The organism is Pacificispira spongiicola (assembly GCF_012926505.1).
In the GTDB taxonomy this organism is placed as follows: Bacteria; Pseudomonadota; Alphaproteobacteria; order UBA8366; family Aestuariispiraceae; genus Pacificispira; species Pacificispira spongiicola.
Map to the genome: position 1 here is coordinate 260774 of NZ_JABBNT010000005.1, position 21010 is coordinate 281783.

Here is a 21010-nt window from a genome sequence, read left to right on the forward strand (position 1 = left end):
GTTTCCTCAGCCCAGCGTGTCAACGGTGCGCGGGAAGACCGACTGGAACCCTTCGGCATAGCGGCAGTCGCGCCCGCCCGCCTGCCCGCCTGAATTGCGGCGGAAATGGTTGCCCCGGTTTTCGGCGACATTCTTGTAGTAGGCCCACAGATGCTCCTGCCCCTGCATCGCCTGGATCGCCGCCCATTTCTTTTCCCAAACCGGGGTAATGTCGAGGAAGACATCCGGTTTCCATTGCATCTGTTCCGTCTGATGCGGTTCGAACAGGTACAACTGCGGTGCGCCCAAAACTTTCTGCCCCGGATTGTGGCCCCAAGCCTGCGCGATCATTCGGCATTCCATCGCCATCTTGGTCGCATAGGCATGATCCGTATTGTAGGGATCGTAATGCGAATGGCTGAACATGAAATCCGGTTGGACCTCCCGAATAATATCGACCAGGGCGAATTTCGCGTCCTTGTCCATCTCAAGCGGATAATCGCCCAAATCCATGAAGCGGATGTCATGCGCGTTCAGGGCCTCCGCCGCGGTTTCGGCCTCCTTGCGGCGGGCGGATTTGACGCCGTCCAGCGTCATACCTTCCTGCTTCCACAGTTTCGCGCTTTCGCCACGTTCGCCATAGGATAGGCAGACGATGGTAACGTCATATCCCTGTTCCTGATGCAGGGCGATCGCCCCGCCGCACCGCCAGACGAAATCGGCGGAATGCGCGCTGATCACCAATGCCGTCTTGTTCGCCATGATATGGCTCCTCTCTCGATAAATCCGTTTGCTCAACGCTGCGTCATCGGGTCGATCCGACCCGCCTGAAACCCGTCCGCCAACCGTGTGAATTCGACCGATCGAACGATGCCACCCAGTGCAAATGGGTCATTGTTCGCAAAGGCTTCCGCCTTCTCCAGACTATCCGCTTCCAAGATGCCGAAATTGCCGATACCCGTGCCGTCACCGTCCCACAGTGCACTACCGGTCAGGACCGTCGCCAAGCCGTCGCCACCGGACTTGACCCAGTCGCGGTGCTTGGGGCGCAGTTCGTCACGCAGGGCGTCGACATCCGCGTTGTGATGGCAAATCATCAGAAAAAACATCAGGCTGCGTCCTCATTCTCCAGAACGATCATGCCCGCGCCGGTCATCGATGCCGGGGCGAAATAGTGCTTATGCAGCGTCTTCACACGCGCATCCATGGCACCGCGCATGACCAGCCACATGATCAATTCCGCGCCTTCCGACCCGAAGGTTTCGACGTAATCCTCGCGCGACATGGATCGGTACTTTTCCGGATTGGGACCGATTTCATCCAACCAGGCCCGGTCCGCCTCCCGGTTCAGAAAACCCGCCCGCGTCCCTTGCAGTTGATGCGACAGGCCGCCGGTGCCCAGGATCACGATGCGGTCGTCCGTCAGCCAGCTTTCGATGCTCCGGCGCAAGACGCGACCCAAATCCCACATACGCTGCGGCGTCGGGATCGGATATTGGATGGTGTTGACGAAGATCGGCACGATCTTGACCGGCCAAGCATCCGGGCGGCCGAAGAACAGTTCCATAGGAACTTGCAATCCGTGGTCGACATCGATTTCCCGACAGACCAGCGGGTCGAAATGGTTTTCCACCAGTTGATCCACGAAATGCCAGGAAAAGGCGGATGCGCCTTCGAAATCCGGCACCGCGCGCGGGCCCCAGCCTTCGTCGATCGGCTTATAGCGATCCGCGACGCCGACGGCCAATGTCGGCACGCGATCCAGGAAGAAGGCGTTGCCGTGATCGTTGAAGATGACGACGGCAATATCCGGCTTGTGATCCGCCATCCATTTCTGCGCCGGGATATAGCCGTCGAAGAACGGCTTCCAATCCGGCGTGTCGCGCAGCCCCCTATCCAGGGCGACGCCGATGGACGGGACATGGCTGGTCCCCAATCCGCCGATCAATTCAGCCATGGCGCACCTTCCCCAAGCGTCCGTAGACGAAGTCGTCATGAGACATCCCGGCCTGGGCCGCGCCGATCGCCGTTATCGGCACCGGGTCGATGGCGGAAATCTTCAGGATGAAGAACAGATTGCCGCCCAGCCGCACCATGGCTTCCCAGTCGCGGTCCATGACGGCGCGCTTCTGGTCGGCGCTCAGGCCATAGCGATCCAGGAAGGCTTCCTCATCGGCCTTGAACGCTTCCCTGTTTTCCGCTTGGCACAGGGACATGGCCATCTTGTTCAGCGGATAGCCGATATCGCCATGGGAACGGACGAATAGCGGCGTTTCTGGAATTTGGTCGCTCATGATCCGCCCTTAAGCCACTTTTGCCTTTTCGGCCCATTCGGCCAGGAGTTCCGCGACGACCTCCGGCCGTTCGACCGGCGCGAAATGGCCGGCATCCTCAACGATCCGCAGTTCCGCATGCGGCAGCAAGCGCAACATGTCTTCATGCTGGGACACCGGGCTCCACTGATCCTGTCGCCCGACGATCAGCAGCACCGGGCACTGCAGCGTGGCGATGTAGGAGGACGCGTCCGGTCGATCGACCAAGGCCTTGATTTGGCGTTCGTGCAGATCGGCATCCATCCGTTCCACCATCGCCGTCAATTCCGCCATCAGCGCCGTATCGCCGTGGCGTGCCTCGTTCACCATGCCCGGCAGCCACCGGGCGGCCAGCGCGGTCATGCCCTCGCGATGGGCAAAATCGACAATTTCCTGACGGCGGGCGGGCTCGCCTTCTTTTAACGGATGCATGCCGGTGTCCAGTAAGGCCATGCTGCGCACCCGGTCCGGCGCGATCCGCGCCATTTCCATCGCGACCCGCGCGCCCATGGAATGCCCCGCGACAAGCAACATCCCCGGATGCCGATCCAGCAGGTCTTCCGCCATGCGCGTCAGGTTGTCCCCCTTGGACAGGTCCGCGACATGCAGGTCAAAACTCCCCGACAGCCGCTGAACAACGGCCTGCCAGACGATGCCGTCGCACAACAGGCCGGGAATTAGGATCAGGGTCGGCTTCGTCATGATTACGATCCGATCATGGTATTGGGCAGGAACAACGCGATGGACGGGAACAGCGTCAGGATCAGCACCGCGACCACCATGGCCAGCATGAACGGCGCCACCCCACGGAAGATTTCCCCGATCGGGACATTCGGTGCGACGGATTTCACGATGAAGACATTGACCCCGACCGGCGGTGTAATCAGCCCCATCTCCAACGTCAGGACAACGACGACGCCGAACCAGACCGGATCGAAACCCAATGCCGTGATAACCGGGAAGAAGATCGGCATGGTCAGCACCAGCATCGCGAACCCTTCCAGGAAGCATCCCAGAACCAGATAGGCGCACAAGATCAGCGCCAGAATTCCGTAGCGCCCGATATCCAGGTTGGTCAGCGCCTCCCCGACGAAGGTCGGCAGATGGCTGAGCGCCAGAAACGGCCCGATCACATGTGCCGCGATCAGAATCAACATCACCGTCGCCGTCGTCGCGATGGAATCCTTCACCGCCGTCAGGAAGCCTTTCAGCGTCAAGGTGCGCCCGATAACGCCCCCCAGGATGGCCAGTCCCGCCCCGACCGCCGCGGCTTCGACCGGCGAAAACAGGCCGAAATAGATACCGCCGATGGTCAGGACGATGATCGACAGGATCGGCAAGGCACCGACGATGGATTCCGCCTTGCGCCGCCACGTGGTTTTCGGCCCCTTCGGACCCAGGGAGGGCTTGACGGTCGTTAGAATGGAAATCGCGATGACGAACAGCACCGTCAGCATCAACCCCGGCAGCACACCCGCCAGGAACAACCGCCCGATGGATTCCCGCGTCAGGATGGCGTAGAGCACGAAACCGGTGGATGGCGGGATCAGGATACCCAGCGTTCCCCCGGCGGCGACGGCCCCCGTCGACAGGCGCGGCGCATAGTTGAACCGGTCCATTTCCGACAGCGACACCCGCCCCATGGTCAGGGCGGAGGCGACGGAAGACCCGGACAAGGCGGCGAAACCGGCACAACCGACAACGGTCGCGGAGGCCAAACCGCCACGGATCGACCCGATCCAGGCATAGGCCGCATCATAGAGTGCGCGGCTCATCCTGGATTCCGTCGCGATATTCCCCATCAGGATGAACAAGGGGATGACGACCAGTTCCGCATTCGACGCAAGGCTGAACGTTTCGGACGACAGAACAGACAATGCCTGTGCGGGCCCGTTCAAGATCATCAACCCGCCGAGACCGACCGCAAACATGGCGAAAGCCACGGGGATGCGGATGGCCAACAGAACCAGCAATACGGCCAATCCCAGAAAACCGATGGCAACGGTGCTCATGTATGGGCGCTTTCAGAAGCGGCGCCATTATTCAGGGCGGCGCGTAAACCGCGCGCGAACATCGCAATACTTGTGATGGCGCTGAGCACGACCACCCCGTATTGGAAGGGCGCACGCGGCAGGAAAAGGATGTTTGTTGCACGGTTCAACATGACGGACAGCTTCGACGCTTCCCATGTCTGCCACGCAATCAGACCGAATATTAAGGCCCCCGTCAGGCATCCCAGAACCACGAAAATCTTGTTCAGGCGCGGCGAATAGAAATGTTCCAGCAGATCGACCGTCACATGGCCGCCCCGCCGGTCGACAAAGGCCATGCCCCCGAAGACGACGAGCAGCGCGGACATCTCCACCAAGTCCTGCACGCCGTAAAGAGGGCTGCCCAAGGCGCGGCCCACGACATCGGTCAGGATCACCCCGGTCACGAATACCAGCGCGAGGCCCCCCAGGATTGCGGACAGGTCCACCAATCCGTCGATCGCCTTTCGCAACAGCATGATCATGTCCCGTGTCTCCCAACCGATGCCGCGACCCGGCGGCTTACATGCCGCCCTGCATCGCCTTCTTCACGGCGGAGGCCGGCAGCCCCTGCGCGTCCAACGCGGCAATCGCCTTGTCGGTCACCGCATAGGTGATCTCGTTGAACGGCGCGGCTTCCTCCTCACTCAAGGAGATCACCGTCTTGTTCGGGTCGGCCTTCAAGTCTTCCATCATCTTTTTGGCCACGGCGTTCCAGTTGTCTTCACCGGACTTGGACAGGCCAATGCCGCTATGCGCATCGACAGCCGCCTTTTCCGCGTCGCTCAGCGACTGGTACTTGGCTTCGTTCATCACGACGTAGAACAGGATGTTCCCGAGATTGGCGCCTTCGGTATAGACATTCGCCACCTCGTTCAGGCGGAAATCGCGGATGGCGCTGGAGCCGGTCAGGATCCCGTCGATCAGCCCGGTATCGAGCGCGTTATACATCTGCGGCGCGGGCATCTGCACCGGGATCGCGCCCAGGGCCTCGATCAGCTGACCCGGAACAGAGCCGGACACACGGATCTTCAAACCCTGCATATCGGCGACCGTGCGGATTTCCTTGCTTTTCATGATCAGGACGTTCGGTTCGCTGACCCACAAGGCGATCGGACGTGTCCCGGGGAACTCGCCTTTCAGATACTCGTCATAAACGCTCCAGACCTTCTCGTAGCCGAGGCCGGTGCTATCCACGACGCCCGGCATTTCCGCAATCATCGACAGCGGAAACTGCGAGGATGTGTAGCCCGCCAAGCCCCAAACGAGATCGGCGACACCGCTGACGGCACGGACATACTGTTCGACCGGCCCTTTGCCCAGCTCCCCGCCCGGGAAAACCTGAACCTCAAGCTCCCCGCCCGTGTCTTTTTCGACACCGGTCTTGAACGGTTCGACAATGGCGCCGGTGAAGGTGTGTTGCGGCGGGACGAAATGCGCAAATTTCAGTGTTTCCGCACTGGCGGCACCCGGCGCGAAGGCCGCAACGGACAGCACGGCACCAACCGCAATGGCGGCCGCGCGCGTGGAAAACGCATGGCTAATCGTGGACATCTTCATTTTGGTTTCCTCCCTCGTCGGCGATCCGTGCCGCCGCTTTCTTTGGACAATCGGTGAACGATGTTCTTATCGGTGCATTGCTTGACGAATGCTTGCCGCTGCATGGATGCAGTCGATTAAACAATAAAAACCTACTGAAGCGGCGTCCAATTCGACCCCCGGCAGGGATATAAGTTTTTCCTACTCAAAAAACTGGCGAATCAGTGTACATCCACCTGAAACGCCCGTCATCCTTGGGGTTTCGTCACTCTCAGGCTATGCAGAATATGTTGCACTGCGGTGGCGGACTTGGCATCCGCAGGAACGGCAGCACCGTGGAACGCCACCATGTCCTGCACCGCCGCAATGGCATCGGCCAGATCTCCGCCCGCCGGAAATCCCAGATTTCGCATCTCCACCGCCGATTCCCGCATTTCCGCGGCCCGTCGTCGGCCATGCCGGGTCACGCGTTCGAATTGATAGTTCGGGAATTCTGGCCAACCGAGCTTCGTGAAGGACGCCGCCAGCGACCCGTAGACACGGTCGTAGCAACCGGCGGCCTCCGCCGCCATCAGGCTCTGCACCGTCACGGCCTCCAGCCCCTTCACAAACAAGGACCGGACCATTTTAATCGACGTCGCCGTACCGACCCCACCGTCGACTTCCTGAAAGTCGAAATCGAACCGGATCAGGAAATCCCGAACATCGTCGGCAATATCCCCGGCAACGAGGACCGGCGTGCGATGCCCGCGCGGATGCACCGGCGCCATTACCGCCATGTCGATATAGGCCGCCCCCGTCGACCGCACCAAGTCGGCGGTTTCGCGCTTTCGATCGCCGGAAACGGAATTTATGTCAATGAAGGTCTGCCCGGCACGGAGACCGGCAAGCACGGATTTGGCCGCATCCAGGCTGTCTGCCGCCGTCACCGCCGAAAAGACGATATCGGCACCTTCAACCGCCGCAATCGGCCCATCCGCCAAAGCGACGTCACGCGTAGACGCCGCCATACCGATATCGCCACGCGACGAGCCGGCTTGCAGGATGTCATATGCCCTGATCGCGCCGATTTCCATCGGCTTCAGGCTGTCGGTGAAGGCACGCGCGGCCTCCCCAAATCCGATGAAGGAGAGATTCATTGATCGGCTCCCGAAACGCGCCGATCCGGATTTTGCCCCGAACCGGCGGTTCCGCTTCCTGAATCAGGACCCTTTGGTGCGCCAGCTTTCCGCATAGTTTTCGCGGGCTTCGCGGGCATAGGGGGTCGGTGAGACGCGCACGCGGATTTCCGCCTGCTTATGCCGTTCCGTGGAGGTTTTCCCCGACCCGCCGTTCGGTTCCCCCCAGACTAGGGTCAACACATCACCTTCCTGGATATCCGCATCGACGATACCCAGCGACAGCATGCAGCGTTCGTTGAAGCTGTAACCGTTGAACATCGACATGCCGACCATCTTGCCGTCGTGCATCACCATATCGGCGCTGGTGGAGGCATAGTTCGGCTGCGGGAAGTCGATCCATTTGTAGTTATCGCCGCCCGGCACGAAGTTGGAGGCGATGACCTTCATGACGTCTTCGGCGTTCCATTCGAAGGTCACCTTCTTGCGATGGGTCTTGCCCTGCATCGCTTCCAGTGCCGACCGGCCGATAAAGTCGTGATCGTATTTGATATAGAAGTCGTAGCCGAGCTCGAACGGCGTGACGTAGTAGTCCTCGATATTGTCGGAAACGTAGGACCCGCCGATCGACCCCGTCGCCTCGTAGCCCGCCGCCGGCAGCCATTCGCGATATCCCTGCATGTCCGGATGCGTGTAGATCGCGGGCAGCGGCGACGGAATCCAGCCGGACTCCAAAGTGTTGGTCGAATAGGCGCGCGCCCCGACCTGATACAGGTCCAGCCCTTCCGCCGCCTTCAGGATCGCATCGCGAATCTCGTCCTTTTCTTCATACGGTCCCCAGATTTCCAGGCCCGGCGCACCGGCCATGCCGTGACGCAGCGCCTGGACCTTGCGGCCCCCGACATTGATCCAATCGACATGGAAGAACTTGATGTCCGGAATCGGACCGCCGTTCATCCGTTCGAAGATTTTCGGCGCATTCGGTCCCTGGATCTGGAAACGGTAGTGAACGCGCGTCACTTCCTTCCCGTCCGGGCGCGACGGAGAGCGCGGATCGTGCACGATGGAGACGTTAAACTTGCCCAGCGTGCCGTTATATTTGACCCAGTTGCAGGTCGGGGCGCGGCCGACGAGGATGAATTTGTCCTCCCGCTCCCGGAAGGCGATGACGTCGCCGATCACGTGACCGCTGGGCGAGACTGGAACATAGTGTTTCGCGCGGTTCAGGCCGAAATTGGCGAAGCTGTTGATCGACAGGCTTTCCAGGAACGCTGCGGCGTCCGGGCCTTCGACGATCAATTCGTCCATATGGTGCGATTGATCGAACAGAACCGCGGAATCGCGCCAGGCGCGCTGTTCTTCCCGCCAATTGGAAAATTCCGGCGCAACGACCGGATAAACATACATGCCGATTTTGGAGTTGCGCAGAAGTTCGACGGTATTGCCGCTTTCCTTGAGAACGGAAGCGAGGCTGTTCTCTGACATCTTGGTATCCTCCCACTAGGATCTATAGGTTTGTTGTTGGGCAAAGCGTATCGGGTCGGCGCCCTCCACCGCAAATAAGTTTTCCGCACAGGAATTACTGTTTTAGCTATTCTAAACCTGTATAGACTGCCTGTTTTCTGGCACTTTTACGGAATTTCACCCAATAGCCTTCATTCAAAACCGGATGCGTCTCATTCTTTCCGAAGCGACGGATCGGCTAAAGCGGTGTCCTGGCCGGGCGGCGCATTATCGACCGCGTCTTCCAGGGAAAACACCTCCCGCCATTCTTCCGGCGGTCGCGCGGCTTCGTCCTTGGTCAGTTGGTCCAGGCCCCAATATATTTCCAGGCAATGCCCGTCCGGGTCCTGAAATTCGACCGCGATCTGCGCCCCTGCCCGTCGTCGGCCCTGGAAGAAGATTTTCACCCCTTCCCGCGTCAGATGATCGCGTGCGCGGAAGACTTCGTCGATCGTGTCGACCTCGAACGCCATATGATGCATTTCCTGCATCTTCGCACCGTCGGACGCGCCACCGATCAGCGCGACGCCGTGGTGATCGCTGGAAAAGCGCATGAACACCATTTTCCCCGGCATCATGCTTTCTGGATAGGCATCCGATACGGTCATCCCCAGAACCCGCGAATAGAAGTCGACGGACCGGTCGATGTCGGACACTTTCAACACGACATGGCCGATCTTCGTCAGCACGAAGGGCGTGTCCTTGCCTTTCACCGATTTCAGTTTCTGGATTTCCGGACCTTTCAACGCATCGAAATCCACGATACCGCGTGCCATGGTCATATCCTCCCGACGGATTGATTTCCTTTATTGGCGTCAGGATAAGGGCGCTGTTTCGCCGCGATCAAATAAGTTCTGGGAATTCGGCTTATCGAAATAGCTACTGTAAATCAGTGCAAGCCCGCACAAATCCGGGAATGTGACCTTGTCAGGGAAATTCAAAAACAGACAAAGCGTCTGCTGTCGAGTTACTGTCGAGTAAGAAAAAGGGGTTAGCCGGAATACCCAGCTAACCCCTTGATGTCGTTGGTCGGAGCGGCAGGATTCGAACCTACGACCCCTACACCCCCAGTATAGTGCGCTACCAGGCTGCGCTACGCTCCGTTAACACGACGGCCCTAAATAAGGCCTTCGGCGGCGTCTGGCAAATCCAGATTTAGGAAATGTCGCCGTTCAGCGGTTCCGCCAGCAACGCGCGCGCGGCGGCGAGATCGTTGCGCAACGCTTTCAAGGCTTCCAGGTCGGACTGCTTCAACCCGGCGGCCACAACCGGGACGTCCTGTTCGGGGGCGGGCAAGGGCGTGCCCTCTTCTCCCCAATCGAGGACCGTCTTTATGCCGTTTTCCCGCAGCAGCTTTTGCACGCCGCGGATTGTGTATCCTTCTTCGTGCAGCAGGCGCCGAATGACCTGAAGCAGGCGCACATCCTCCGGGCGGTAGTACCGCCGCCCGCCCGCGCGTTTCATCGGTTTGATATGCGAAAACTTCGTTTCCCAGAAACGCAGGACATGCTGCTGGATATCGAGAAGGTCCGCGACTTCCGTAATGGTTCTGAACGCGTCTGCGGACTTTTCCGGGCGCGGCTGATCCGATAGCTCGGTCACGTCGATCACCAAGGCTTCCTAATAATGACCCGAGGAGCGATGCCGATCACTTATTGATCCGGTCTTTCAACACATGGCTGGGACGGAACACCAGAACGCGGCGAGGCAGGATGGGTACTTCCTCACCCGTTTTCGGGTTGCGGCCCACGCGCTCTCCCTTTTGACGAACGGAAAAGCTGCCAAAAGAGGATATTTTCACCGCTTCTCCCGTCACGAGAGCGTCGGCCATCTCCGCGAGAATGGCTTCCACAAGCGCAGCCGATTCGATTCGGGACAGGCCGACTTCCTGGTATACCGCTTCGGCCAATTCTGCGCGGGTCACGGTTTTAGCCGCCATGCCCCAACTCCCCCAAGAATTTCAAAGTTTTATCAGGGGAAAGCGTATCCCTGTCTGAGGATCGCGTCAATCGGTCAGACGGAAAGTCGGCACGAATCGTTGGGATCACCAGCGAAGAAGCGCGGCGCCCCATGTGAAACCGCCGCCCATCGCGGTCAGGCCGATCAGGTCGCCCGGCTTGAACAGCTGCCGCTCCACCGCATGGTTCATCGCCAGTGGGATCGTCGCGGCGGAGGTATTCGCATGCTCCTCCACGGACACCACGACCCGCTCAGACGGCAAATTCAATCTTTCGCCGACCTTATTGATAATACGGACATTTGCCTGATGTGGGACAAGCCAGTCCAGGTCTTCCGTCGTCAACCCCTGCTGCGCCAGCAGGTCGGCGACCAGGGAGGACATACGTTCCACCGCGTATTTGAAAACTTCCTTCCCCTGCATGCGCACAAAGCCGGCCGTGCCGGTCGTCGCCGGTCCGCCGTCGACATAGAGGCTGTCATAGTACCGCCCGTCGGCCCCCAGCTTCGTCGCCAGGATACCGCGTGGAATTTCCGCCCCGTTCGAGGCCTCGCCCCGCAGGACGACTGCCCCTGCCCCATCGCCGAACAGAACGCAGGTGCCCCGATCTTCCCAATCCAGGATACGGCTGTAAATCTCCGCCCCGATCACCAGGGCGCATTTCGCCTGCCCCAGGCGGATCATGTTGTCGGCCTGCGTCAGAGCATAGACGAAGCCGGAGCAAACCGCCTGGATATCAAACGCCGGGCCGTTGCGCACACCGAGGCGCGCCTGAACGCGTGTCGCCGTCGCCGGAAAGGTATTGTCCGGGGTGGTCGTCGCCAGGATGACCAGATCGATTTCCTCAACCGCCACACCGGCATGTTCCATGGCGCGCCGGGCGGCGGCACAAGCCAGATCGGTCGTGGTTTCTTCCGGCGCGGCGATATGGCGGCGGGCGATCCCGGTGCGTTGCCGGATCCATTCATCGGACGTGTCCACCGTTTTCGAAAGATCGTCGTTGGTGACAACCTTTTCCGGCAGATACGCGCCGACCCCGCGAATGACACTTCGCATATTCATAACCGTCCCGGAATAAATCGCCTAAGACGCCACGCCGGTCGTCGCAGACGCGTCGACCGCAGTGCCTTCCCCGGCGAGGGTTTCGAAATCCACCTTCATCTTTTCGATGAAGCCTTGAAGATACATGTCCGCCGCAACACTGATCGCGTTCGCAAATCCGATGTCGTCGGTGCCGCCATGACTCTTTACCGCGATTCCATTCAGGCCAAGAAGGACCGCACCATTGTAGCGGCGCGGATCAACGCGATAGCGCAATTTCGCCACGGCCCGGCGCGCGAACAGATAGCCGATCTTCGCGGGCAGGCTGGACTGGAACGCCTCCCGCAGAAAGCCGCTGATCAGGCGGGACATGCCTTCCGCCGTCTTCAGGGCGACGTTGCCGGTGAAACCGTCCGTAACCACCACATCGACAACTCCGGCGGTGATCCCGTCGCCTTCGACAAAGCCCGCGAAATTGATCGGCAGCGCGCTTTGGCGCAGCATGGCGGCGGCCAGCCGGATTTCGTCGCGTCCCTTCAGGTCTTCGGTGCCGATATTCAGCAACCCGACCGTCGGCTTCGCGATCCCCATGACGGTACGGGCGAATACTTCCCCCATCACCGCGAATTGCACCAGATTGTCCGCGCCGCATTCCACATTGGCGCCGAGATCGAGCATGCATGTCTCGCCCTTGCGCGTCGGGAAGAAGGAGCAGATCGCCGGACGGCTGACGCCCGGCAGCGTGCGCAACCCGAACATGGCCAGCGCCATCAATGCGCCCGTATTGCCCGCGGAAACGCAGCAGTGCGCTTCCTTGTCGTGCACCGCGTCGATTGCCTTGCGCATGCTGGATTCTTTGAGGTAGCGCAGCGCATAGGACGGTTTGTCGTCGCCGGTGACCACCTGATCCGTATGCCGGATTTCCAGACAGTCCTTCAGAATCTCTTCCTTGGCCACCAAGGGTTCGAGCAGTTCCGATTTTCCGAATAGAAGGAAACGCGCCTGCGGCAAGCGTTCGCGGGCTATGGCCGCCCCCCGCACGACGATATCCGGGGCGCCGTCGCCGCCCATTCCGTCCAATGCGATGATCAACGGATCAGACAAGACCTAAATCCCTCCCAAGGCGGGACGCTCCTGGTCTTCATTCTTGAAGACGGAATCCCTGCCAAGCCTGCTCAACGTGATATTCGACACCCTGTCGCGTCGAATCGTTGTCAGGAAATAGACAAAAGGCGGCCCTGACAACACCAATCGGGCCCAATAGGGCCCGATCAGACGCATCGCGCGCGGCCGCCCACCAAACGGCGGGCGACGCGATATACGGCGATTAGAAGCCGCTCTTCGGCTCGACAACCTGGCGACCGCGGTACATGCCGGTCTTCAGGTCGACGTGGTGCGGGCGCACCATTTCACCGGTGGTCTGGTCTTCGCGGTAGGTCGGCTGCGACAGCGCGTCGTGCGACCGGCGATTACCGCGACGGGATTTCGTGACTTTTCTCTTCGGAACCGCCATTTTTTTGACTTCCTAACTGGGATTTCGTGCAAAGCGGCGCGTTACATACCGAATTTACCCCCAATGGGCAACAGGTTTTCCCACCACTTCCGGGTTTATGGACGGGTTTCAGTCCTTCCGTCCATCCTGACGAAGCATTGCAGGCTTCGCAAAGGGGTTCTCGGGTTCGCTACGATCGATCAGTTTCTTTCGCCCCGCCGGCAGGTCGTCTAGGACAGAATCGAAATCCACATCGGCGGCCCGAGGATAGGGGTCCAGCGCCAGCGCGAGCTGCTGCGCCGCAACTTCTCCCAGGTCGATCATGCCGTCCTCGAACGCCTCCGGCGGATCGGCATCCGACAGGGTCAGCTCCAGGTTCTCATCCACCATTTTCGGCGGCGCGAAATCCAGTTCCGCATCCACGTCGATTTTGGCGGGCACCGGCGCCCCGGAAATCACGCATTCCTGCTCCACATCCGCCGAAAGCATCAATTCGACGCGAATCATCGGCCCTCCAGCCAGGGGTTTCAGGAAGACTTTCGCCACCAGCGACGGCAGTGACACCAGCCCGAACCGCGCGGCCAGCGCGGTACGTTCCTGGTCCGTCGGCTCGATCGTCTCCCGCCGTCCCTTAGTCGGAATCCGGTCGGCCTCGACCAGTCTGCTGAATTCCCGCGGCGCGTCTGTCATGCCACACCTTCCGTTTCGAATTCGATCGGCGGCAATGCGGCGAAAAGCGGCGCCGCCGGGGCGAAAACAACCTTGCCGATCAGAATATCGGCGTCCGATTGGCCGCGCAGGTGATCGATCTGCGCGTGAACGTAAGCCACCAATGCCGCCAGACGCGCCGGGTCAACCTCACGGTCCTGCAAGGGACCGCGTTTCAACATGGCATCCAGGGGCTTTGCGCCTTCCGCATTGGACAGGGCGCCCCAATACGTATCGAAACGACCGAAAAAGACCTGGGACATCTTCTTAACATGCTTGCCGATTTTCATGTCGCCATATCCCATTTCGCGCAGGGATCGGTCGATATCGGCCACGATCTCATCCGATAGCGCCCCGCCGACGGTATCCCAGCCCGGCCGGCCGGTCATGCGATGGAACAGCAGGAAGGCGTGCAGCGCGATGCTTTCCACCCGCCCATCCAAGGTATCCGGAATGCCGGCGCGCAGATACAGGTCCGGCGCACGGGCTGCCTGAACGATGCATTCATGCAGGTCCAGTGCGATACGCTGTTCCTTCGTCAGGCGCGTCCTGAAGAATCCCTTGATCATGTCCAGCATGGCCGTCGTTGCTCCTTCCAATCAGACGCGGCGGCTTACCGCCCCGGGCCGGTTTCCGCAAGGCACCTTGAAAAATCCGGCGGTTCGGCCCAGATTGCGACCGGTGTCCTCAAGGACGCACAACAGTATCCTTCGAAAGGGTTGCCCGATGCAACGCGCTGCAAAAAAACGGATCGCCGCCGGTCTTCTGATTACCTTGGCCGCCACCGGATTGAGCGCTTGTGAATCAAAGGTCGCCTTGCGGGGCAATGCGCCGCTGGAAAGCAAGCTGGAACAGATCAAGGTCGGCCAGTCGAGCAAGCGCGACGTCGTCGCCGCGATCGGTTCGCCGTCCACCGTCGGAACCTTCGACGACAATGTCTGGTATTATATGAGCCAGACCAAAGAAAGCTGGGCGTTCTATAAGCCGGAAATCGTCGAGAACCAGGTTCTCGCTTTCCATTTCGACGAGAACGGCACCCTGTCCGAAATCGAGGATTTCGACAAATCCGCCCTGACGGAAGTGTCGTATCGAAGCAAGGTTACCCCGACGACGGGCCGCACGATGTCGATCATGGAACAGTTGTTCGGCAACCTTGGGAAGTTCGGCAGTTAACGCGCCCTACCCCGAACACGCAAAAAACCCCCGACGCCAAAGCATCGGGGGTTTTTCGTTTGGCGTCGATCAGATCAATGCGCCAGCGCGGCCAATAGCAGCAAGGCCACGATGTTGGTGATCTTAATCATCGGGTTCACCGCCGGACCCGCCGTATCCTTGTACGGATCGCCGACGGTATCGCCGGTCACGGACGCCTTGTGAGCTTCCGATCCCTTCCCGCCGTGATTGCCGTCCTCGATATACTTCTTGGCGTTGTCCCAGGCACCGCCGCCCGCTGTCATGGAGATCGCGACGAACAGACCCGTCACGATCACGCCCAGCAGCATCGCACCGACCGCCGCAAAGGCATTGGCCTGACCGGCGACTGCGTTGATCAGGAAGTAAAGCACGATCGGGCTCAACACCGGCAGTAATGACGGCACGATCATTTCCTTGATCGCCCGCTTGGTCAGCATGTCGACGCAATGACCGTATTCCGGCTTGGTCGTGCCTTCCATGATGCCCGGCATTTCCTTGAACTGGCGGCGGACCTCCACGACGACGGCGGCCCCTGCCCGGCCCACCGCGGTCATGCCCATGGCGCCGAACAGATAGGGCAGCAGCCCCCCGATCAGCAACCCGACCACGACGAACGGATTGGACAGAGAGAAATCGACCGGAGTATCTGAGAAGAACCGGCTGAGATCCGCCGTATAGGCTGAGAACAGAACCAGCGCCCCCAAACCGGCGGAACCGATGGCATAGCCCTTGGTCACCGCCTTGGTCGTGTTGCCGACGGCATCCAGGGCGTCTGTTGTGTTGCGGACGCTGTCGTCCAGTTCCGCCATTTCCGCGATACCGCCCGCATTGTCCGTCACGGGACCATAGGCATCCAGCGCGACGACCATTCCGGCAAGCGCCAGCATCGTGGTCACCGCGATCGCGATCCCGAACAGGCCCGCGACCATATAGGTCGCGACGATGGCAACGCAGATCAAGATCGCCGGGATAGCGGTCGCTTCCATGGAAACGGCCAATCCTTGGATGACGTTGGTCGCGTGACCGGTTTCCGACGCCTGGGCAACGGAGCGCACCGGACGGAACGCTGTCGAGGTGTAATATTCCGTCACCCAAACAATCAGGCCCGTCAGCACAAGGCCGATGATCCCGCAGAGGAACAGATCCATGCCGGTGAAGGCCTGGCCGTTGACCACCATCTGCGTATCCATGCCAATGACGTTTTCCGTGATGGGATACAACAGTACCGCGGAAATGATCGCCGATCCGAAGAATCCCTTATACAGCGCTCCCATGATGTTCTTGGAGCTGCCGAGGCGCACGAAATAGGTCGCGACAATGGAGGCGACGAGGCAAACCCCGCAAATCGCCATCGGATAAAGCAGGAACTGGTCCATGCCGATCCCGGTGATCCCATAGATCAGGGCCAGGACCATGGTCGCCCCGACGGTAACGACATAGGTTTCGAAAAGGTCCGCCGCCATACCGGCGCAGTCGCCGACATTGTCGCCGACATTGTCCGCGATCACGCCGGGATTCCGGGGATCGTCCTCGGGGATACCGGCCTCAACCTTGCCGACGAGGTCCGCGCCGACATCCGCACCCTTGGTGAAGATCCCGCCGCCGAGACGCGCGAAGATGGAGATCAGCGACGCACCGAAGGCCAAGCCGACCAAACCGTTGATGACCGCTTTTGCCTGGGACGGGTCGTTCACGTCGAACTGGTTCGACAGGACCACATAATACCCGGCGATGGCCAACAGCGCCAAACCGGCGACCAGCATGCCGGTCACGGCCCCTGCCTTGAAGGAAACGGAAAGGCCCTTTGCCAGGCTTTCGCGCGCGGCTTCGGTCGTGCGCACGTTCGAACGAACCGAAATGTTCATGCCGATATAGCCCGCCGCGCCGGACAGCACGGCCCCGATAACGAAGCCGATCGCACTGACCCAGCTGAGCGCGAGACCGAGAATGATCGCGACGACCACGCCGACAAGGCCGATCGTCGTGTACTGGCGGTTCAGATAGGCCGTGGCCCCTTCTTGAATCGCGCCTGCGATTTCCTGCATGCGCGCGTTACCGGCGCTCATGCTCAGGATGCTCTTGGACGTGACCGCGCCATACAGCACGGCCAGAATCCCGCATCCGATCACCAAATATTCCATGGGTTATTCCGTTTCCTCTCTGTTTCCCGCCCGGCCGTCCGTCATTTCCCGTTCCGGCATTTTTACCGGACTCGTCGACGGATTCTTAAAACCACGAGCCCATAAAACACGGGCCCATAAAACCACGGGGCGGGTCTGTTGACTGAACGATGCTCAAAACGCCGTTTCAATCCACCGCAACGGGTCACCACAAAGGGCGCCCCGTTTACTGGGCTTATTTTTCGGGAAACAGGGGAGCGCCGGTACTGAACGTAACGCAACACTCGATAGGATTGAAAACGGTCGGGCCCCCATCCCGAAACGTTCGCACACGTTAGGCGAGTCGGAAATCGCTGTCTACCGGTATCACAGAGCCGCCACGCCGCTGGCAAGGCTGCTCGCCAACAGGACAAGCCCGATCAGGCAAACCGCAATGGAACCGGCCAGGGCGAGCAGGCGCGGCACGCGTTCCACCAACCCCGCACGGCCGCTTTCCAGGGAGATATGCACGATGCCCCGGCGCGCCAGGATCGACAGAATGCCGATGGTCGAAACCGTGATCGACACGCCGACCGCCATTGCAAAGGCGGATACGACACCGATCCAATAGATACCGGCGGCCAGTGTGAACAACAGAACGATCAACGACCCGGTACAAGGCCGCAGTCCGGATGCAACGCCGGTCGCGATGAATTCCCAACGGCTGCGCCGACGTTCGACCCTCGTGTCATGATGATGATGGTGGTCGTGATCGTGGTCATGCCCCATGCCGTGATGGTCGTGATCGCATCCATGCCCGCGCAGCGTGTTCCAGATCATTCCGGCCCCCAGCAACACGATCAGGCCATAGGACACCGTTTCCACCAAAGGCATGCTTTCCAGCAGGGCAATCCGTCCGAAATCGAGGACCCAGCCCAGGATCGCAACGGCGGCAATTGCAACGACCGCCTGCACCGCCGCGATCAGCCAGGACAGCATGATCCCGTCCCGGATCTTACTGTCCCGCGCCATCAGGAAACTGGCGACGACTGCCTTGCCATGCCCCGGTCCCACGGCATGAAAGATACCGTACAGGAACGACAATCCAATCAAGGCCGATGCCGGTCCGATGCCCTCCCCCGTGCGCATGGCCATCACCGATTCGCGCAGGGCTACCCCGAATTCCGCCTGCTGAATGGCAACCCAGGCAAGCAGATGCAGGATCGGGTCCGGCAGCCAATTCAGACCGCTCGATCCGCCCCTTTCACCGAAAACCTGTGCCTGAACGGGCGCCGCCGCGCAGAATGAAGCCATCACGCATAACGCAGCAAACAATCGTTTCAGGATCACGATCCAAGTCTCCAACATTCCACGACGGCCCGCTTCGGGATCACCGAGCCGAAATAGATCGGCGTGTCTTCGGCCGGTTCGTAACGCGCGCCGCATTCCAAGGATGGGTCCAGATCCGTGAAAGAAACGCCACCCGTTTCGGCAAATTGCACATCGACATAATAGTCGGGGTCGTAAAGCGTCACGGATACCTTATGGGCGACCGGGTCGACCGGTTGCGGCAGGTCCAGTGTGAACAGATAGGACGCCCGGCCGTCTTCCCCCAATTCAACCCCGAAATCCCGCGCGCCGGACCAATCGACGCGCACACCGTCGATGCGAAGATCGGTGAAGAAAGCGACTTCGCCCAGGCCGGTGAATGCACCGTCGCGCATTTTTTCCACCTCGTTGGGTTCGAAACGCTTGTTGTCGTTCACATCGAAATCTTCAAACAGGACCAGGCTGAAAAAATCGTCGAAGGTCCAGCGCATACGCACTTCCTGCAACGCGCCCTCCCGAATGCCGAGATCCGCCACGGCGTCCACCCAGACATGCGGATGCGCCGCCGCCGGTCCCGCGGCGACGGCCCCGACGGACGATAGGAACGCCGCCGCGATACCGCATTTGAATTTGCCGATCATGAACCCGTTTCCAAATTTCGGAAGCGATCCTGAAGCCTGAGTCGGGCATCCGGCAAGGGCGCGTCCAGATGCGAGAAGACATGCCGGTCCAGAAAATACCGCGTCAGGCGCAGAGCGTCCCCAATCGCCGCCGTGTCCCCCGACGCCCCCCGCGTGACCAGGAAACCCGGCAAGGCCAGGAGTTTATCCTTATAGATCGCCCCGGCTTCCCGCGAGACGGCCCGCCCGGTTTTCGGGCTGACATAGCACAGGTCGTCCGTCACGCCAGTCGCCGCGCAGGCCGACAAATCCAATCCGAATCCCAATTCAGCCAGCAAACCGACTTCCCAGCGGATATAGGTTTCGGCCCATCCCGGCCCGTCCAAGGCAACCATCAACGCGTCCAGATCGTCGAATGCGTAGGGATGCGGTTCGCGTTCCGCGAAGGCCTTTTCGATCAGCGACAAAGCGGAAGACATGGCCAGAAGGCGACCCGGATCGGCCATCAGATGCGCGGCATAGCCATGCACCGGTTCGACGGTCAACGTGCCCAGATGTTCTTCCAGCCGCGCCTTCCAGGTCACCGCAATGCGATTGCCCGGCTGCAAGACCCCTTTCAGCTTTCGCGATTGGCCGCCACGAACCAGCCCGGCATGCCGCCCACGGTCCCGCGTCAGAAGACTTAGGACCGCCGCGTTTTCGCCGTGCCGACGGGCCGACAGCAGAATCGCGTCGTCACGCCACTCGATCACCCGGTTTCACCCTCCGGCGGGTCATTTGCTTGCCCGCAATGCCTTCTTGACCGCCTTGGCCACCTGCGGGTCGTCGTCTTCCAACAGCGCGGCATAGGGGTCGACGCCGGTGCGGACCTGCATGACGCGGCGATAGATTTCCTGGTCGATCCGATCGTCGAACCAGGAATGCATTTCCTTCACCACCCGGCCCCGCATCGACAACAGGTTTTCCCCACCGAAACGGCGTTCGACGAAATCGTCCAATTCCTTCGGTGGTGCGGGCATCTGACGCAGGATGAACAGCATGACCGCATTCCGCGCCGCGATATCGTCGTCGTCACAGCTGAGCCAGCGCGTCGCATGCCCCGCCCAACCGTCCAGCGCGAACGATATCTTGATACGTTCCTGGCGGATCAGGTTCAGCAACGTCTGGTATTTCTCGTCATTCAGATAATATCGGGAATCCAACACGGCGGATTTGATCGTATTCGCCCGTTCCATCGCATAATCGATGAAGGTCGTCAGGTTGAAGTCGATCAGGCGCCCCGCTTCCATGATCTCGTCCGGTCGTTGAATCGAACAATAGGTCGACACGCCGGATCGCAGCTTCTCCAGAAGTTGCATCTGGCGGCTCAGGAACCCGACCGACCGCGTCTTGTCCTCCGTTACCAGCGAACAGATGGGGGAGGCATAGTCGCTCAACATATCCAAGCGGCCCTGCAATTCATCCCGGGAAATCGACGTGCCCGCGACGACCGCCCCGACGATGATCCGCACAAGGCGCAGCATATCCTTGGGGCTTTCCTCGTTCAGGGACAGCAACACCGACCGGCTGACGCCGCGCAGTTCCGGTTCGCCCATGCGTTCCGCGAATTTGCGCCCGAACATGGCCAGGATTTCCAGAAAGGCGCTCTGCACGTCGCTTTTGGCGATGGCGATCTCGTTTTCCGCGATCCGTTTGTCCCGTTCCTCCCCCGCCTCCAAATCGGCGGACAGGCGCATATCGCGGATCGTGATCGGATCCAGATGCCCTTCCTTTTCGTGATAAGACGCCTCTATGCGCTCGTATAGCAACTTGTCGCGGCCGAGAAGATCGCTCCAATCCGCAATCGCGGCAAAGGGCATGACGAGATCATTGGAGACACGCCCCATGTCGCCGCCGAAATTCGGCACGATCGCTTCGAAATCGTCCATTTCAGGATCGCGTGGGGTCCGGCAGCGAACCATTTCGACGGTTCTGCCGAGGAAACCGACATAGACGCCCCGATCCTGAAAGCTCCTGTAATGCGCGGCCATGCCGTGGGGATCTCCAACGGAAAATCAACGCGTCTATCGTAGCCGTTCCGACCCGCAGG

The 21010-nt window shown here is 60.3% G+C and carries 24 protein-coding genes and 1 tRNA gene; 1 reads left to right on the top strand and 24 read right to left on the bottom strand.

Annotation, left to right across the window (positions count from 1 at the left end; all coding sequences use genetic code 11):
- Window positions 1-6: 6 nt before the first annotated feature.
- From HH303_RS17070 to HH303_RS17160, 19 genes are all read right to left on the bottom strand, one after another.
- A complete protein-coding gene (locus tag HH303_RS17070; protein ID WP_169626581.1) occupies window positions 7-741 on the bottom strand; it encodes a PIG-L deacetylase family protein in 735 nt (244 codons plus the stop codon).
- A 32-nt stretch (window positions 742-773) separates the two neighbouring features.
- Window positions 774-1088, bottom strand: coding sequence for a YciI family protein (locus HH303_RS17075; protein ID WP_169626582.1), 315 nt, complete (start codon window positions 1086-1088; stop codon window positions 774-776).
- Window positions 1088-1936, bottom strand: a complete 849-nt coding sequence (locus HH303_RS17080) for a class III extradiol dioxygenase family protein (protein ID WP_169626583.1) — start codon at window positions 1934-1936, stop codon at window positions 1088-1090. The genes HH303_RS17075 and HH303_RS17080 overlap by 1 nt, the downstream gene beginning before the upstream one ends.
- Window positions 1929-2273: an extradiol ring-cleavage dioxygenase gene (locus HH303_RS17085; RefSeq protein ID WP_169626584.1), complete on the bottom strand. Its 345-nt coding sequence runs from the start codon at window positions 2271-2273 to the stop codon at window positions 1929-1931. The genes HH303_RS17080 and HH303_RS17085 overlap by 8 nt, the downstream gene beginning before the upstream one ends.
- Window positions 2274-2282: 9 nt before the next feature.
- Window positions 2283-2993 carry an alpha/beta fold hydrolase gene (locus tag HH303_RS17090; RefSeq protein ID WP_169626585.1) on the bottom strand — a complete coding sequence of 237 codons (711 nt, stop codon included), beginning with the start codon at window positions 2991-2993 and terminating at the stop codon, window positions 2283-2285.
- Window positions 2994-2995: 2 nt separating this feature from the next.
- The gene (locus tag HH303_RS17095) at window positions 2996-4303 is read right to left on the bottom strand and encodes a TRAP transporter large permease (RefSeq protein ID WP_169626586.1); all 1308 of its coding nucleotides are present in this window, start codon (window positions 4301-4303) and stop codon (window positions 2996-2998) included.
- A complete protein-coding gene (locus HH303_RS17100) occupies window positions 4300-4806 on the bottom strand; it encodes a TRAP transporter small permease (protein WP_227421894.1) in 507 nt (168 codons plus the stop codon). The genes HH303_RS17095 and HH303_RS17100 overlap by 4 nt, the downstream gene beginning before the upstream one ends.
- A 37-nt stretch (window positions 4807-4843) precedes the next feature.
- The gene (locus HH303_RS17105) at window positions 4844-5875 is read right to left on the bottom strand and encodes a TRAP transporter substrate-binding protein (RefSeq protein WP_169626587.1); all 1032 of its coding nucleotides are present in this window, start codon (window positions 5873-5875) and stop codon (window positions 4844-4846) included.
- 233 nt (window positions 5876-6108) lie between these two features.
- On the bottom strand, window positions 6109-6999 hold the full coding sequence (locus HH303_RS17110; RefSeq protein WP_169626588.1) for an NAD(P)-dependent oxidoreductase: 891 nt from the start codon (window positions 6997-6999) through the stop codon (window positions 6109-6111).
- Between the two features lie 63 nt (window positions 7000-7062).
- Entirely contained in the window at window positions 7063-8463 is a 1401-nt protein-coding gene (gene ligM / locus HH303_RS17115; RefSeq protein WP_169626589.1) for a vanillate/3-O-methylgallate O-demethylase, read from the bottom strand.
- Window positions 8464-8654: 191 nt separating this feature from the next.
- Window positions 8655-9257 (bottom strand): VOC family protein, encoded by a 603-nt coding sequence (locus tag HH303_RS17120; RefSeq protein ID WP_169626590.1) that lies wholly within the window; start codon window positions 9255-9257, stop codon window positions 8655-8657.
- Window positions 9258-9507: 250 nt separating this feature from the next.
- Window positions 9508-9584 (bottom strand) — tRNA-Pro (locus tag HH303_RS17125).
- Between the two features lie 52 nt (window positions 9585-9636).
- The gene (locus HH303_RS17130; protein ID WP_319637445.1) at window positions 9637-10092 is read right to left on the bottom strand and encodes a MerR family transcriptional regulator; all 456 of its coding nucleotides are present in this window, start codon (window positions 10090-10092) and stop codon (window positions 9637-9639) included.
- A 37-nt stretch (window positions 10093-10129) separates the two neighbouring features.
- Entirely contained in the window at window positions 10130-10420 is a 291-nt protein-coding gene (locus tag HH303_RS17135) for an integration host factor subunit alpha (RefSeq protein ID WP_169626591.1), read from the bottom strand.
- A gap of 105 nt (window positions 10421-10525) precedes the next feature.
- Window positions 10526-11500 carry a beta-ketoacyl-ACP synthase III gene (locus HH303_RS17140; RefSeq protein WP_169626592.1) on the bottom strand — a complete coding sequence of 325 codons (975 nt, stop codon included), beginning with the start codon at window positions 11498-11500 and terminating at the stop codon, window positions 10526-10528.
- Window positions 11501-11521: 21 nt separating this feature from the next.
- Entirely contained in the window at window positions 11522-12583 is a 1062-nt protein-coding gene (gene plsX, locus HH303_RS17145) for a phosphate acyltransferase PlsX (protein WP_169626593.1), read from the bottom strand.
- Window positions 12584-12806: 223 nt separating this feature from the next.
- Entirely contained in the window at window positions 12807-12992 is a 186-nt protein-coding gene (gene rpmF, locus HH303_RS17150; RefSeq protein ID WP_169626594.1) for a 50S ribosomal protein L32, read from the bottom strand.
- 108 nt (window positions 12993-13100) lie between these two features.
- Window positions 13101-13661 (bottom strand): DUF177 domain-containing protein, encoded by a 561-nt coding sequence (locus tag HH303_RS17155; protein ID WP_169626595.1) that lies wholly within the window; start codon window positions 13659-13661, stop codon window positions 13101-13103.
- On the bottom strand, window positions 13658-14257 hold the full coding sequence (locus HH303_RS17160; RefSeq protein ID WP_169626596.1) for a ubiquinol-cytochrome C chaperone family protein: 600 nt from the start codon (window positions 14255-14257) through the stop codon (window positions 13658-13660). Before HH303_RS17160 ends, HH303_RS17155 begins: the two co-directional genes overlap by 4 nt.
- A 148-nt stretch (window positions 14258-14405) precedes the next feature.
- Here HH303_RS17160 and HH303_RS17165 point away from each other — a divergent pair, with 148 nt between their 5' ends.
- Window positions 14406-14852: an outer membrane protein assembly factor BamE gene (locus tag HH303_RS17165; RefSeq protein WP_169626597.1), complete on the top strand. Its 447-nt coding sequence runs from the start codon at window positions 14406-14408 to the stop codon at window positions 14850-14852.
- Between the two features lie 74 nt (window positions 14853-14926).
- Here the strand turns inward: HH303_RS17165 and HH303_RS17170 are convergent, their stop codons facing one another.
- The 5 genes from HH303_RS17170 to HH303_RS17190 form a co-directional block, all read right to left on the bottom strand.
- The gene (locus HH303_RS17170; RefSeq protein ID WP_169626598.1) at window positions 14927-17014 is read right to left on the bottom strand and encodes a sodium-translocating pyrophosphatase; all 2088 of its coding nucleotides are present in this window, start codon (window positions 17012-17014) and stop codon (window positions 14927-14929) included.
- Window positions 17015-17359: 345 nt separating this feature from the next.
- A complete protein-coding gene (locus HH303_RS17175; protein WP_169626599.1) occupies window positions 17360-18286 on the bottom strand; it encodes a nickel/cobalt transporter in 927 nt (308 codons plus the stop codon).
- A 32-nt stretch (window positions 18287-18318) separates the two neighbouring features.
- A complete protein-coding gene (locus tag HH303_RS17180) occupies window positions 18319-18942 on the bottom strand; it encodes a DUF1007 family protein (RefSeq protein WP_169626600.1) in 624 nt (207 codons plus the stop codon).
- A complete protein-coding gene (gene recO / locus HH303_RS17185; protein ID WP_319637447.1) occupies window positions 18939-19673 on the bottom strand; it encodes a DNA repair protein RecO in 735 nt (244 codons plus the stop codon). Before recO ends, HH303_RS17180 begins: the two co-directional genes overlap by 4 nt.
- A 21-nt stretch (window positions 19674-19694) precedes the next feature.
- Window positions 19695-20951 (bottom strand): hypothetical protein, encoded by a 1257-nt coding sequence (locus HH303_RS17190; RefSeq protein WP_169626601.1) that lies wholly within the window; start codon window positions 20949-20951, stop codon window positions 19695-19697.
- Window positions 20952-21010 lie beyond the last annotated feature (59 nt).